Raw genomic sequence first — 15,072 nt, forward strand, 5'->3', positions numbered from 1 at the left:
AATTAGTATAAAAATATAATATCATGAAAAGTTTAAAATATATAATAGTAATAACCTTGATTTGCTCAGGTCAAATCTTATTGGCACAAACGAAAAAGACAGTTGAATCATTTAACAAGGTCGTTATAAGTCCTCACATTGAAACCACATTTGTGCAAGGGAATGAAGAATCGGTCACCATTCTCGATAGCACAGAACCAGAAGATAAAATTAATATCGAAGTCAGCGGAAAAACCCTCCGCGTCTATTTAGATGATGCTAAAGAAACTACGAAACATGAAAAAATTATAATTGATGGTATGGAGCGAAAAGTCCCCATTTATAAAGGTAAAGTTTTGACCATTCGTGTGACGTATAAAACTATTGATGAATTGTCACTCAGAGGTGAGCAAAGAACAATTTGCGAAAGTACTATTGAGGTTGATAAATTCAAACTTAAAATTTATGGAGAATCTCAAGTAACGTTTAATGAAATTAACTTTAACTTATTTGATGTTGATATCTATGGCGAAAGCGAATTGACTATTTTAAAAGGCATTACCAATACTCAGAATATTACGGCCTATGGTGAAGGTAAAATCAACTTACTTGAAGTTGAAAGTAAAATATCAAAACTGAAAGCGTATGGTGAAGCAGAGTTTAATATTAAAGCTTCTGAGCAGATTAAATTTACGTCTTATGGTGAAGCGACATTGCGTTATAAAGGCCATGCAACTGTAAAAACAGGATTAAGTTTTGGGGACACCACAATTACACAAATCGACAATTAATAAATCAAAAATTAAAATGGCAAATACATTATTAAGTGTAAATGAAGCATCAAGAACTGTTAATTCTGGCAGTAATAAAGTGACGTTATTGGATCATATTGATTTACAAGTAAGAGAGGGCGAATTCATTTCATTAATGGGACCATCAGGTTCAGGAAAATCTACTTTATTGAACTGCATTGGCATGTTAGATAACTTTACGTCAGGAGGTTACACCTTTCTAGGAGAACCCGTTCATAGTATGAAAGAGCGAAACCGATCCAAACTTTATAAGGAGTATATCGGATTTGTATTTCAAGCCTATCACTTAATTGATGAACTTACGGTTTATGAAAATATTGAAACACCATTACTGTATAAAAATGTAAAATCTTCCGAAAGAAAAGCAATGGTGGCAGATATGTTAGATCGTTTTAATATCGTTGGAAAAAAAGATTTGTTCCCCATTCAATTAAGTGGAGGACAGCAACAATTAGTTGGTGTAGCGAGGGCATTAATAGGAAAACCAAAATTGATTCTGGCAGATGAACCAACTGGAAATCTAAACTCGAAACAAAGCGAGGAAATCATGGAACTTTTCTCGGAATTAAATAAAGAAGGCGTTACTATCATACAGGCCACACATTCTGAAAGCAATGCTTCTTATGGCTCTCGGATTATTAATTTATTGGACGGAAAAATAGTCTAAGAATAAAAGTAAAAACCATGATACATAAACTCATATTAATGGCCATCATATTTCTGATGGGTTGGATAAGTTTTGCTCAAAACGAAACCGAAAAAGGCTATTCTTTAGAAGAATGTATTGCTATTGCACTTGAAAACAATCTCGATTTAAAATCTACAGAATTATTGGCCAATACTTCAAAAGTGAATTACCAACAATCCAAAGCTAATTTATTACCAAGCATCAATGGAAATTTTAATTTAGGTGTTAATGATGGTCGAAGTATAGATCCTTTTACCAATGATTTTATCAATCAGGAATTAACATTTTCAAATTTAGGACTGAGTTTAGATATGACGATTTTCAATGGTTTTCGACTATTGAATTCCGCCAAGCAAAACCGTCTCAATAAAAAGGCATCAGAACTAGAAACGGAAGCCGCCCAACAAGATTTAATATTGAATGTCACTTTAGCCTATTTACAAGTGCTGAATGCCAAAGATGTTTTGGAATTAGCCAAAGCACGATTGGAAACCACAAAACAACAACTCAAAATCCAAGAAGATTTTTATGAAAATGAATCGGGAAATCCGGCAGATTATGCTGATATTTTAGGGCAAGTTGCTAGCGATGAAACGAGTATTTTGGTTTCTGAAAGTAATTTGAACAATGCGAAATTAAGTCTAATGCGATTATTGAATTTAGAGGACAACATAACTTTGGATAAAAGTAGTTTAATCCTAGAATTTGAAAATTTTAATTTATCAGCAGAAGAGGTTTTTGCTGAAGCTATACAAAATTTGGCGACTTTTAAAGCTAAAGAATTACGTATAGAAGCAGCAAAAAAAGGTGTAAGTGTCGCCAAATCGCAGTTCACTCCAGAAATAGCATTATTTGGAGGCGTGAGTTCCAATTATTCCAGTGTGGCAGAAATCTTTACGGAAACAGATACAAGTTTAATAGCAACAAACGATTTTGTTACGGTTAACGGACAAGATCTGGCAGTTATGACGGAACGAACTAATTTTGCTTCTAGCGCTATTGGGTATAGCGACCAGTTGGATAACAATTTAAATACAGTTGTTGGTGTCTCTGTCAACGTCCCTCTTTTCAATGGATTTAGAGCAAAGAATAATGTGGCTTTAGAAAAAATAAGAGTAGAGGAATCGGTTTTGGAATTAGAACGTACGCATATCGATATAAAAAATGCCATCGCTCAGGTGCATTTTGATATGGATGCGGCCTATAAACGTTACCAAAGTTTAGAAAAGCAAGTTGACGCCTATGCGGAATCGTATCGAATCAATGATATAAGAGTTAAAAATGGGGTGTCTAATTTCTTGAATTATATAACAAGTAAAAACAACTTGGATAATGCTCGGGTTAATTTAGCCAATGCTAAGTATGAATATTTGTTACGTGTAAAAGTTTTGGATTATTACAGAGGGTCAGTATAAATGATAAATCAAAATTGATATGGATACATTTTGTGGCTTTTAAGCTAATCAGTTTCCGGTTAAAGTATTTATTTTAATGCTTTATTAACTGGATTCAAATGATATACTACAGAAAAAAACATGGCAAAGGCTTTCGATATAGCGATAGCTCTAATAATACAGTCAAAGATGCCAAATTAAAGGCGTGGTTTAAATCCTTAGTTATACCGCCTGCTTGGGCCGAAGTGGAAATTGATTCAAAGAAAAATGCCAAGATTTTAGTTACAGGTCGTGACGATAAGGAAAGAAAGCAATATATCTACAATCCAAAATATAGAGACAAACAAAATCAAGAAAAATTTGACCGTATTCTCAAGTTTGCAGACCAATTGGAACGCATGCGACGGGTAACTGGACAGCATCTTCGAAAGCGTAAATTAGTGAAAGAAAAGGTACTTGCCTGTATGGTGCGACTTTTGGAATCTGCTTATTTCCGTCCTGGCAGTGATTATTATGCCAAGGAAAATGAAACGTATGGACTAACGACCATGCGGAGTAAACATCTTCAGATTGAAGGCGATGAACTTATTTTTAACTATATAGGAAAGTCTGGTAAAGAGCAAGAGCGTCATATTGTCGATAAAAAATTAGCGAAAATAGTACAGGAAATTGATGAATTGCCAGGCTATGAGATTTTCAAATTTATTGATGAAGATGGCAAAAAACAGGATGTGAAAAGTGACCATCTCAATGACTATATTAGAGAGGTAATGGGCGAGGAGTTTTCATCGAAGGATTTTAGGACTTGGGCAGGAACGGTTATTGCGGCCATGGCTCTGGATGAAATAGGTTATTCCAAAAAGCAAGACCAGAAAGCACTGGATAAGAATATTCGTGACGCTGTTATTAAGGTAAGTGAACGGTTGGGAAATACGCCATCGGTTGCACGCAGTTCTTATATTGATCCTCGTGTCATAGATGAATACATTGATGGAAAGACTCTTAATTATTTTCAAAAGGAAATTTCACATCTCTTAAAAGAAAACGAAAATCTTTCACGAGAGGAAGTTGGGGTTTTGTGCATGTTGAACAAAAAATTGAAATAAGTTTCAAAAGGGGTTTGACGAATATTATATTCTGTAGCCAATCTAATCTTTACTGAATACTACGGTTTTCTTTACTTGACGTGCATGATTTCGTTACATGTTTAAGTGACTAAATTGGCAAATACAAACCGAATAGAAAACAAGCATACTTGCAAAAGCAATGAACTATACACGGTACTGCCCACAGTTTTCATTCCACGTTATAATTGCCGTTCGCCCATCTTATTGTCGGTTGAATCCATTCCTTTAAAGGTTTAAATAAAAAACCGTGTCCCGTTCCTGTATTCAGCTCTATTTCTTTAAAGTTTTTTATTTCGCAGGTCGATATTTTCTTTCGTTCCATTGAAGAAACTCCAAATGAGTCGGACTTTTCGTAAATTGTTAAAATATTTCCGCAATAATTGATTTCAGGTATATTTTGAATATCGTTATCCCTAAAACTTGCAATAAATACAAAATTCAAATCATGATTATTTGCTAAAGTCGAAACGTATTGAGCAATATATCCGCCTTTTGAAGTTCCAACAACAGTTATTTTGCTCGGTTCTGTTCCGTTTTTTGTTAAACTGTCAATTTGATTTACAATTCCGATGGCATATTCTCTAGCGTTAACATTTCCATTTCGTTTTTCGCTTATTACTTTTAGTCCTCCTTTTTTGAATTTAGCAATAATTTCGTCGTATTCAGTCCGACCAAATTCGGGATGCAATTCATTCAGTTCGTGTTCTTCTAAAAATCGATTGTGAAGAAAGAAAATAAATCGTTCATCATTTGTTCTTCCACACGCCAATAAAGTTGAGCAAAAAAGAATTCCAATTAATAGACGTATTTTCATTGATTCACGATTTTTTTACAACTTGTGGGCAACTTATTAATTTAAGATCAAATTCGAAATCTTTTCACCAAGCCAATAGCCAATCCCTAAGATGAAGGGATAGGCAATAAATAGCCATAAATAGTCAAATATATTTAATTTTGAAAAAGCCGAACTTCCTTCTTTAGAAAGTAATTCTATAAATCCATACCAAGATTTTAGACCTATTTTTGCAATAATGCCATTGGCGAGAATAGCGATAATCAGAATGGCCAAGCCAATGATGTAAAGTCGTATCATATTTAATTCCATTTTAAATCACTACGTTCCTGCCAATAATGTTCTGGCGACACCGAGAGTGACTTGAGTTTCAAAATTTCATTGTCGTTCAATTCAAAATCCAAAGCTTTTAAATTCTGCTTTAGTTGCTGTAAATCTGAAGCACCACTAAGCACAAGGGTCGGCTCTAAATATTGCATTATAAATCGTATCGCAATCGCATCAATGCCTACGTTATATTTGGCAGAAAGCAATTCGAGATACGTGTAAGCTTGTAGGTAGTCGTTAAATTTTTCATTTCGAAATACTCTACCATTAGCCAAGGCTTCTTTTATAATTATGGTTTTGCCTTTAGCTAATAATGCTTTTAAAATTTCGAAAGTAGAGTGCTCCAAAACGTTAAAGGTCACTTGGTAACTATCAAATAATTCCTCGCCATCAAATGAAATCTTTAGTGCCTTTTGAATAATGCTCACTTGCTCAGTTCCGCTTGATGAAATTCCGATTTTAATATGGTGTTTTTGTTTGATCTCATGTAATCTCCTTAGAACGGCATTATTACTTAAAACGCCACTTTCTATAGTTGCCGAATGAATTTGATATATTTTCAGATTTGGCAATAACGCTTTTGAAACGTCCCATTGTTCATTCAACTTATCAATAGAATGCTCCTTTATTTCATGCTTGCCAGAAAATCCAACTTCCCAATTGGCAACATAAGTATAGCCGAATTTTGTGGAGAGGTTAATAGCCTTGTAAGCTCTAGAAGTATTCCAATCCATTAAAAATTGTTCGCCCAAACCATAAGAAGGTGCGACATCAAAATCTCTAATACCAAGTTGGTAACTTTTGTCTAAAACCTTTAGGGCATTAGCTTTAAAAGCTTCAACTGATTTATCGATATCAGTTTTAGACCTAATATTTATATAATCCGGTCGCCCCAAGGCAGCAAGACCTAATCCTATTTTTGTGTTACTCATATTTTAGTGGTACTTCAGTCAACTTTAATTTCTCAGGAAGAAATTCAGCATCAATTTGGTCTGAAAAATGGTTTAAAAGCATTCTCAATTTAGGATTTATAAACCGTTCGCAAAAAGGTTTTTCAGGATTTTTTTGATAGTAATTTTGAATGGCTTCCCGAGACGGCTTAAATTCCGAAAATGGATACACTTGTGTAACCAGTTTATTTTCAAATTTAGTTTGAAGTGTGTTCAAAATACCTTCAGCTTCTAACTTTTGAATTTCAGAAAAGTAATAAATCGCCGAACGGTATTTTTTTCGCATGGCATGTTGGGATGTGCTTTTGTGCGTGTGCAAATGAATTTCAATCAAGGTTTGAAGCGTAATCACTTCAGGGTTAAAATGCACAATAACTGCTTCAGAAAATGTGTTATTTTCTTCAGTTGAAGCAACATAACCTTGTTCAACTTTTTCTACACCAATCAACGCTTGAAAAACAGCTTCTGTGCACCAATGGCAACCACCGCCAAGAGCTATTTTAATTTTGTAAGCCATTTTTTGAAATCACTTCATTTGTTCTAAATCCTATTTCAACTTATCGGCATGTAATTTTCTAAGCTTTGCCAATTTCGGCTCAATCACAAAACTACAATAGCCGTAATCAGGATTGTTTTCATAAAAATCTTGATGTTCTTTTTCAGCGTCGTAAAATATTTCTGCTGCAGATAATTCAGTGACTATTGGGTCTTCGTAATACTGAGCCAATTCTTTGAATACAGTTTCGGCAATTTCCTTTTGGTTTTCATTATAATAATAGATGACCGACCGATATTGCGTGCCACGATCAGCACCTTGCTTGTTAAGGCTAGTCGGATCGTGAGTGGTCATAAAAATGATCAGAATATCTTCATAAGAAATCAAGTTGGCATCAAAAGTAATCCGTACGACTTCGGCAAATCCGCTTAATCCTGAACATACTTCCCTGTACGTTGGCCGTCCTGGCGCTTTTCCACCAGTATAACCCGAAACTACTTTTTCTACACCTTTTACTTTCTGAAAAACGGCTTCTGTACACCAAAAGCAGCCGCCACCAACCATGGCAGTTTGTAAATTTTTAGTTGTCATTCGGCAATCTCCTTATCTAAGACCATGGATTCTGAATTGATGCAATAACGCAATCCGCTTGGTTCCGGACCATCAGGAAACACATGCCCCAAATGCGCATCGCAAGTATTACACATCACTTCTACGCGTACCATTCCGAACGTTGAATCTTTTTCGTACTTAATGGCATTTTCTTTTATGGGCTGCGTAAAGCTTGGCCAGCCTGTACCAGAACTGAATTTTATGGTAGAATCAAACAAGGGTGTGTCACAACAAACACAATTGTATAGTCCTTCGTCATAGGTGGTACAAAGTGCGCCACTATGCGCTCGCTCTGTGCCTTTCTGTCTGGTAATTCTGAATTGTTCTGGAGTGAGTTCAGCCCTCCATTCGGCTTCTGATTTTTCAACTCGTTTATCTGGAGTTGGATTTCCTTTTACGGAAAAGTTGATAATATCTTTCCAAGTTAACATAGGTAATTTATTTTTTTCTATAAAAATAGTCGAAATTTCATGAAAATACTTTCATGCCATGTCGACTTTCAATTTAGTTATTTCTTAACGCACTAATCAGCTCACGCTTGTTCATTTTTGAGCGTCCGTCGATGCCCACATTTTTGGCCTGATCGTAAAGTTCGTCTTTAGTCCATTCCTCATAAGGATCTGCCTTTCCGCCTTTTTTGCCCGCATTTGGTGTGTTTGCAATGCGAGCGGCTTTCTCTTTACTATAGCCTTTGTCGCGTAAAGCTTCATATTGGTCTTCATTTTTTATCCTTGGCTCTCCCATAATAATAGTTTTAAGTTGATTTGTAAGTTCAGTAATATTAGAATCAGTTCTTAATTCAATCCCTATAAAAATTTGCTGAAACGATTTTAGATACATTTTTAATAAAAACGTTCCTTATCTTATGCTTCAAAATTATTCTTATATCAGCACCTTTTATAGGGATTAATTTTGGAATTTGCACCAATTAAAACTGCTATATGATAAATCGACTATTTTCAATACTAAAATCAGGTTTTCTACTTGTATTTTTGACGCTATTGGGCACAAACTTTTCTTCAAAGGTTAATGCTCAAGAGGCTAAAAAAGAAACTGTAAAAGAGGTTTCCAAAAACATTTATCTAACGGCCAATATGGGCTTGGACCACGCGAGATATTCAAATGAAATTCTTCAAGCTATTATAACGGCCTCTAAAGATGATGATAATGCTGTATTTATCGCTTTAGGGAATAGTACAAGACCTGAGGGTTACCCTAAAAATAAGGAGGATAGAGAAACTGAAGAAGCATTTCTTAGGTCTCAATATTTGAAACCACTTTCAGATTTTAATGGTGAAGTTATATTTATTCCTGGAAAAAATGAATGGAATAAAGGTGGTCATAAAAATTTAGATGATTTAGAGTCTTTTTTACAAGATAACAGCAAAGCGGAATTTTGGCCAAATGATGGCTGTCCTTTAGAAAGGGAAACCTTAAGCGATGAGGTGGAGTTGGTTATGGTAGATACGCAATGGTATTTTGAGGATTGGGATAAACATCCTTACATTAATAACAAATGCGAAATAAAAACTCGGGAACAATTTTTTGTGGAATTTAAGGACGAACTTAAAGACGAACAAAATAAAACCATTGTTGTGGCATTGCACCACCCAGTCCTTACAGCTACAAGGCAAGGACTAATTGGGCGCATGGGAGGTTTGTCTAAACAAGCGCGCTACAATAATGAGATGCAATATTTAATAGGACGGTTAGAATCATTGGCAAGCCAGTTTAACGATGTCATTTTCGTTTCAGGTAATGATAAAAATTTACAATTTTTGATGGATGATGGCATACCACAAATTATAAGTGGTGCCGTAGGGAAAACTTCCAAATCCAATCCTGATATCGAAGATGGTCATTTTGGTACTGACCTACCAGGTTTTGTGAAACTCAATGTTTTTAAGGACGGAAGTTCAGAAGTTGAAATTTATACGGTTGAAGGTAATGAATCAACCAAGGTGTTTACTTCTAACATAAAACTAAAAAAAGGAACTTTAGAGGATTTCGATTATCACACCAAAGATGAATTTGGCGAAACCTACAAAGATGCTATTTATACAGAGGAGGAGACAAATAAATCAGGGTTTTACAAATGGTTTTGGGGTGATCATTATAGAGACGCCTATGGTCGAAAAATAGAAGCGCCAGTATTGTTTTTGGATAATTTACCAGACAACGTTAAAGCGATCACCGAAGGTGGTGGAAACCAATCCAGAAGCTTACGTTTAATTGATGATAACGAAAATGAATATACCGTAAGGGAATTACGTAAAAGTGGTGTGCGCTTTATCCAATCTATGATTAAGGATCATTATGTTATTGAATATGCTGATAATACGGTTGTTGAATCAGTGGTTCAAGACTATTATACAACAGCACAGCCTTACGCACAATTTGCTATTGGGGAACTTTTGGATGCCATCGATATTCCTCATGCAAATCCAAAAATTGTGTATCTACCAAAGCAAGAACGATTAGGTCGATTCAATGAAAATTATGGCGATAAACTTTATATGTTTGAAGAACACGTTGGCGATGAGAACAAGAGTTTTGATACCTTCGGAAATGCAGATGATATTATCAGCACCAAGGATATGTTGCTGAAACTTCAAAATGACAAGGATGCTCAGATTGATGAGTCTAGTTATATTCGAGCACGCTTATTTGATATACTTGTTGGAGATTGGGATAGGCATGCAGATCAATGGAGATGGGCATTACACGAGAAGGAAGACGGAACGCTCCAGTACAAACCAATTCCTAGGGATCGAGATCAAACGTTTCCTAAATATGATGGTGTTTTTCCAGCGATTCTCAAAATGGTAGTGCCATTGGCCAGAAATATGCAGACTTATGCTCCTGAAGTTCAGAATATAAAAACATTTAATAATGCGGCGTATTATTTAGATAAGAATTTTATTAATAAGGCGAGTTGGAGCGAATGGCAAAAGCAAGCAGAGAACATTCAAAATAGTTTAACGGATGAGGTAATTGATAGTGCGTTTTCAAATCTTTTAGAAGATACTAAAGATGAAAGTATAGCGCATATCAAATCCACTTTAAAGCAGAGGCGTGAAAATATCATTTCTATTGCCCAAGATTACTATAACTATTTTAAAAAGCACGAGATTGTTGTGGGTACTAACAAGGACAATGTCATTGATATTGTAAGAATGCCAAATGGAAAGACACAAGTTACCATAAAACAAAAAGACTATGTCATTCTTGATAATACGTATTCAAAAGACATCACTAACGAAATATGGGTTTATGCCTTAGATGGTGATGATGAAATTAACGTAACTGGAGACGGAAATGACTATATAAAAATCAAAATTTTTGGTGGAGAAGAAAATGATATTTACAACGTAGAAAACAATCGTTCAGTGAAAGTATATGATTATAAATCGAAAAACAATACATTTAATTCTTCAGTAAATAAATTGCTGACCGATTCTTACGATATTAATAATTATGATCCCCAGAAACGTAAATATTCAAATAATGTACTGTTGCCAACGGTTGGTTTTGATCCAGATGCAGGATTTAGTGCAGGAATAACAAATACCTTAACCACCTTTAGTTTACTTCGAAATCCCTTTACAACACAGCATACGGTCAATGCATCTTACTATTCTGCGACACAAGGTTTTGAGTTTTCATATAATGGGGAATTTGCCCATATTTTTTATAATTGGAATTTAGCTCTAGATGCTCGAATTACGAGTGAAAATTATGCCACCAATTTCTTTGGTGTCGGCAATGAAACTAGGTATGATGAGGATGCTGTAAATATGGATTTTAATCGAGTAAAGATTGAACAATGGCATTTTCAACCGTCTTTAATTTATAAAACAGGCGGCAATATTAGTGCACATATTGCGGCTCGGGTAGAGTCGAATAAAGTTGAAGATACAGATAACGGATTTACTCAAGGTTTTTTTAATTCAGATAATGATGTTTTCGAAGATCAAATTTATGCAGGTGCAGAAGTTGGGATTAAATTCAATAACAAAAAAAATCTGTTAAGTTTGCCTCGCAGAGGAATGGAGTTAGGCGTTGTGGCAGGCTACAAACAAAATGTCGATTCTGATTTTGACAATAAACTGTCTTATATAACTCCAACTGCGTCATTTATATACCCGATTCACGAAAGCGGTTTAGCTACGTTGGCTACCAAAGCTCAAGCGAATTTTATTCTTGGTGATACTTACGAGTTTTATCATGCAGCTACAGTTGGTGGTAATAGAAGTTTACGCGGTTATAGAAACGAACGTTTTTTAGGTAAAACAGCGTTTTTTCAGACCACAGATTTAAGGGTGTGTTTTATTGAGAAGCGGACAGGATTTGTGCCGCTCCGAATTGGTGTTACAGGCGGATTTGATTTTGGTCGTGTATGGAATGAGAATGAAGACTCCGAGAAATGGCACAACAGTTATGGTGGCTCAATTTTTATAAATGGATTTCAAGCCTTGACGGCAAACATCGGGTTTTATCAAAGTGCAGAAGATAGCCGTATAATATTTACTGCTGGTTTTCGATTTTAAAACTGAAATTCTATCTCTAATAAAACGCTCTGATTGAATGAAAACTAGTATTATAATTTTAGTATAAATATAGTTCTAAAAAAAATTATTGTAATTCTTAAATAGAAACAATTTTGACATTCTATTTTTTTAATCTTCTGAAAACTATATTAAAAAACCCTTTGAAATTAATTTCAAAGGGTTTTTATCTAATCAAATAACTATTAATCAATTGATCAAAAATACGGTTCAGTTTTCGCTTTCTATTTTAGTCCTAAATTCGATGAAAGAGCTTTTTGTATAAATCTTTGTCTTCAAAAACATCAAAGCAAAATTTTTCTTCTTCTTTCAATTGTAATTCAAGTTTGCGCAATGGTATAATTTTTAAAAGTCTTCACAATTCAAAATGCAGACACTCTATTTTAATCTTAGTCCTAGATGAGCAATGATCAGCTACCAGTATTGGATTTTGAATATGGGTTTAAAACAGCTTCCTTTCTGTTAGTGGATCTAAAAGAGGTACGTGTTTTACCGATTCTTGCATTTAATGGTGTCCCATGTTTGGGTTGATTTTGACTTTTATTCATAGTGTAATTTTTTTTAATAAGATACTGTGCTCTTTGTAAATGGGCTTATATAATTTCTATAAAAGATTGTATAATTAATCATAGATAAAAAACTTCAACGCTTGGATGTAATTAAGTACAAATTGAAGATCTCTATGTCTTACTTACTGCGCAAAGTTTTTAATACTGAAAAGGTTTACAATTAAATTTTTCTTCAAAAATCTTATAGAAATAGCTACGATTCAAATACCCATGTTTATATAAAATATCAGGTAAAGGTTCTGTAGTGGTAAATAGCAGATTCGCAATCTTCTCTAGTTTAATGTCATTGATCAAAGACACCACACCACATTTAAACACGATTTCGCATCCCAATTCCAGTTTATGAATCGATAAGTCTAATTCATTAGCAATATCTGCTACAGTAATTTTTGTTGCGATTTGGTTTTCAACCAATGTAGGGATGGTACTTATTTTTTCAATCTCAGAATCTTCTAAAATTGTATGATTGTTCAAGACCAAATATTGTTGTATAAAAATATATTGAAGTTCCGAAATCACAGCTTTTACCAATAAGCTATCAGATTTAGAGCCTAAACAGTATTTTTTAGCCTTTTGAATAGTTTGTTTAATCCTGTTATCCGTCGATGGTACGCTCATGGCAATTTGTTCCTTGGCATCGGAATTGTAATAATTTTCGAGATAATTATGAAAATCAACTTCCCTGTAAGAATCAAATAAGGAAAACTCCAAACTTAATATAGAAATGTCTTGTTGCTCACCAGATTGTACATAAAAATTACTATTTATATGCTTCGTGCTCATATAAATGCTGGTTTTTTCTCCTGGACAAACTAGACGTTTTTTATGCTTACCATTGATTTGAAATACCACATCATCAGTATTGGGATATATAAAATGGACCGCATTCTTTTTTAAAATAGAGTTAACAAGTTTACTAGTGTCATAGTTGCAGGTCAGATTGGCAAAACTTACGCCTACATCATTCACCGCCAATAGTATATTTTTGTTGGAAATATCGAAATCCGCAATCAACCTATTGTCATTACTATCACCTTGGCCTTGTAATAAATCTAGTTTCCTCATTTTTTAGTCACTCTTTTAAAATTTAGGTCATGAAAAATGAGACAAACCATAACTAATAAAATACTTATTGAAAGAAAGATCAGATTAATGACCTCGTAATCATCTATCATAATAACGCAAGTCCACCAAGAGAATAAATAAATGGCAACACTAAAAGTTACAATTTTTGACATGTGAATTATTTTTAAAATGGATTAATAAGGGGCTGTTTTTGCGTTTCAGACAGTAAAAATGATGGGACGTCAATGAACACAAATATAATTTTCAAAATTATGTTAATTTTGTAGTTCAACGTTTACACAATTTGGTCAAAGGGTTGCATAATTCTGTTTAAGAACCTATTTTTATATCAATTTCTAAATTGTAGTGTCAACGAAAAAAAAGTATATTTGGAATAATCCGGACTAAAAACACTTTTAAGGTTTATAATTTTTTAGATATTATTAAATGGTTTTGTCTAATATTATTGAAGAAAATATTTTATCATTGTACCCCTTTTTGTAATTGTACCCTAATGAAAATACAGGTAAAATTTGATTTTTTAAGTATTTGTAATAATCTGCTTTCCGAAAAATTGGTGCGCTTAGGTATTAAATATAAGCTTAACTCCAGTAGCGAAATTGAAATATTGGAACGATTAAGCCCTGAAGATAAAATGCTTCTATATAAAGAACTTAATTCGTCGGGAATTCATGTCATTGACAACCATCAGAGTATTTTGGTGCAGCGCGTGAAAAACATCTTAATGGAAATAATTAAATTGGATAATTATAACGATGATTTTAAGGTGTCGGCTTATATAGAAGACAAATTACCACATTCTTATAGTTATTTGTCAAGAGTATTTTCTGAAGCCACCTTTATGTCTATTGAGAAATTTTTGATTTTAAAAAAAATCGATTATGTCAAGGATTTATTAATTGAAGATGGCTTGAGCTTAACGGAAATTGCTTATAAACTCAATTACAGTAGTGTATCCCATCTTTCCAGACAATTTAAGAAAACAACTGGTTTTAGCCCCTCTTATTTTGTCAATCTTAAAAAACAAATCACAACAGCAACTAAAAAAAATTAACCTTCACTTAGCGGATGGCAATCGAAAAATTAAATATTGTACTTGCAGATGATGATGAAGATGACAGAGCGTTGTTTGAACTCGCTGTCAATGAACTAAAAGTCCCGCATCAGTTTCATATGTGCAAAAACGGACAGGAGCTTATAGACTATTTCAGAAAGCCTGAAACCAGGCTTCCCGATATATTATTCCTCGATCTCAATATGCCAAATTTAAGTGGCGTGGAGACTTTAAAGGAAATACGCAAAGACCCTGGACTTAGGAATATTACAGTGGCAATATATTCCACCTCATCTTCAGAGCGCGATATCGAAGCGACTTTTTTGGAGGGTGCAAACATTTATATCAATAAACCAGCTGATTTTGAAACACTTAAAAAGATCATCAAAAAAGTAGTCACTATCGATTGGCAATACCATACCTCCATTTTAAATAGGGATAATTTTCTCTTTAGATTTTAATCTCAATTGGAGAAATAAAAAAACGGAATCAGTTAATAATTTGGCTTAGCTGTGTTTAGTTTAGAGTGCTTTAACAATTACGGAATTCATGACTAAGGATTTTGACTTTTTGCAATATGTGCTTCTGCTGGCGGTTTTAGATTAGAGCCTAAAATA

Annotated in this window: 16 protein-coding genes; 7 read left to right on the forward strand and 9 right to left on the reverse strand. The window is 34.1% G+C overall.

Going from position 1 to position 15,072, the window contains the following annotated elements; genetic code table 11:
* The first annotated feature begins 23 nt into the window (after positions 1 to 23).
* From HM987_RS04360 to HM987_RS04375, 4 genes are all read left to right on the forward strand, one after another.
* Complete coding sequence (locus HM987_RS04360) at positions 24 to 770, forward strand: head GIN domain-containing protein (RefSeq protein ID WP_179005579.1); 747 nt, start codon at positions 24 to 26, stop codon at positions 768 to 770.
* Positions 771 to 786: 16 nt separating this feature from the next.
* Positions 787 to 1,458, forward strand: a complete 672-nt coding sequence (locus HM987_RS04365) for an ABC transporter ATP-binding protein (protein ID WP_179005581.1) — start codon at positions 787 to 789, stop codon at positions 1,456 to 1,458.
* Between the two features lie 17 nt (positions 1,459 to 1,475).
* On the forward strand, positions 1,476 to 2,894 hold the full coding sequence (locus tag HM987_RS04370) for a TolC family protein (protein WP_229724591.1): 1,419 nt from the start codon (positions 1,476 to 1,478) through the stop codon (positions 2,892 to 2,894).
* 98 nt (positions 2,895 to 2,992) lie between these two features.
* Complete coding sequence (locus HM987_RS04375; RefSeq protein ID WP_229724592.1) at positions 2,993 to 3,979, forward strand: DNA topoisomerase IB; 987 nt, start codon at positions 2,993 to 2,995, stop codon at positions 3,977 to 3,979.
* A gap of 190 nt (positions 3,980 to 4,169) precedes the next feature.
* Here the strand turns inward: HM987_RS04375 and HM987_RS04380 are convergent, their stop codons facing one another.
* The 7 genes from HM987_RS04380 to HM987_RS04410 form a co-directional block, all read right to left on the reverse strand.
* Positions 4,170 to 4,814 (reverse strand): alpha/beta hydrolase, encoded by a 645-nt coding sequence (locus HM987_RS04380; RefSeq protein ID WP_179005583.1) that lies wholly within the window; start codon positions 4,812 to 4,814, stop codon positions 4,170 to 4,172.
* A gap of 36 nt (positions 4,815 to 4,850) precedes the next feature.
* A complete protein-coding gene (locus HM987_RS04385; protein WP_179005584.1) occupies positions 4,851 to 5,093 on the reverse strand; it encodes a DUF7672 family protein in 243 nt (80 codons plus the stop codon).
* A 2-nt stretch (positions 5,094 to 5,095) separates the two neighbouring features.
* Positions 5,096 to 6,052, reverse strand: a complete 957-nt coding sequence (locus tag HM987_RS04390) for an aldo/keto reductase (RefSeq protein WP_179005586.1) — start codon at positions 6,050 to 6,052, stop codon at positions 5,096 to 5,098.
* Positions 6,045 to 6,587, reverse strand: coding sequence for a peptide-methionine (S)-S-oxide reductase (locus tag HM987_RS04395; protein ID WP_179005588.1), 543 nt, complete (start codon positions 6,585 to 6,587; stop codon positions 6,045 to 6,047). Before HM987_RS04395 ends, HM987_RS04390 begins: the two co-directional genes overlap by 8 nt.
* A gap of 30 nt (positions 6,588 to 6,617) precedes the next feature.
* On the reverse strand, positions 6,618 to 7,157 hold the full coding sequence (gene msrA, locus HM987_RS04400; RefSeq protein ID WP_179005590.1) for a peptide-methionine (S)-S-oxide reductase MsrA: 540 nt from the start codon (positions 7,155 to 7,157) through the stop codon (positions 6,618 to 6,620).
* Positions 7,154 to 7,609, reverse strand: a complete 456-nt coding sequence (gene msrB, locus HM987_RS04405; protein WP_179005592.1) for a peptide-methionine (R)-S-oxide reductase MsrB — start codon at positions 7,607 to 7,609, stop codon at positions 7,154 to 7,156. Before msrB ends, msrA begins: the two co-directional genes overlap by 4 nt.
* A gap of 73 nt (positions 7,610 to 7,682) precedes the next feature.
* Positions 7,683 to 7,922: a DUF7218 family protein gene (locus HM987_RS04410; protein ID WP_179009881.1), complete on the reverse strand. Its 240-nt coding sequence runs from the start codon at positions 7,920 to 7,922 to the stop codon at positions 7,683 to 7,685.
* Positions 7,923 to 8,119: 197 nt separating this feature from the next.
* Between HM987_RS04410 and HM987_RS04415 the strand changes: the two genes are divergently transcribed.
* A complete protein-coding gene (locus HM987_RS04415) occupies positions 8,120 to 11,728 on the forward strand; it encodes a metallophosphatase (protein ID WP_179005594.1) in 3,609 nt (1,202 codons plus the stop codon).
* A 428-nt stretch (positions 11,729 to 12,156) separates the two neighbouring features.
* On the opposite strand, the gene HM987_RS04420 is transcribed toward HM987_RS04415, so the two are convergent.
* Entirely contained in the window at positions 12,157 to 12,294 is a 138-nt protein-coding gene (locus HM987_RS04420; protein WP_179005596.1) for a hypothetical protein, read from the reverse strand.
* A 159-nt stretch (positions 12,295 to 12,453) separates the two neighbouring features.
* Positions 12,454 to 13,380, reverse strand: coding sequence for a helix-turn-helix transcriptional regulator (locus HM987_RS04425; RefSeq protein ID WP_179005599.1), 927 nt, complete (start codon positions 13,378 to 13,380; stop codon positions 12,454 to 12,456).
* Positions 13,381 to 13,894: 514 nt separating this feature from the next.
* Between HM987_RS04425 and HM987_RS04430 the strand changes: the two genes are divergently transcribed.
* Both HM987_RS04430 and HM987_RS04435 read left to right on the forward strand, forming a co-directional pair.
* The gene (locus HM987_RS04430) at positions 13,895 to 14,455 is read left to right on the forward strand and encodes an AraC family transcriptional regulator (protein ID WP_179005601.1); all 561 of its coding nucleotides are present in this window, start codon (positions 13,895 to 13,897) and stop codon (positions 14,453 to 14,455) included.
* 14 nt (positions 14,456 to 14,469) lie between these two features.
* Positions 14,470 to 14,916 (forward strand): response regulator, encoded by a 447-nt coding sequence (locus HM987_RS04435; RefSeq protein WP_179005602.1) that lies wholly within the window; start codon positions 14,470 to 14,472, stop codon positions 14,914 to 14,916.
* Positions 14,917 to 15,072 lie beyond the last annotated feature (156 nt).

The organism is Winogradskyella forsetii, from assembly GCF_013394595.1.
Taxonomy (GTDB): domain Bacteria; phylum Bacteroidota; class Bacteroidia; order Flavobacteriales; family Flavobacteriaceae; genus Winogradskyella; species Winogradskyella forsetii.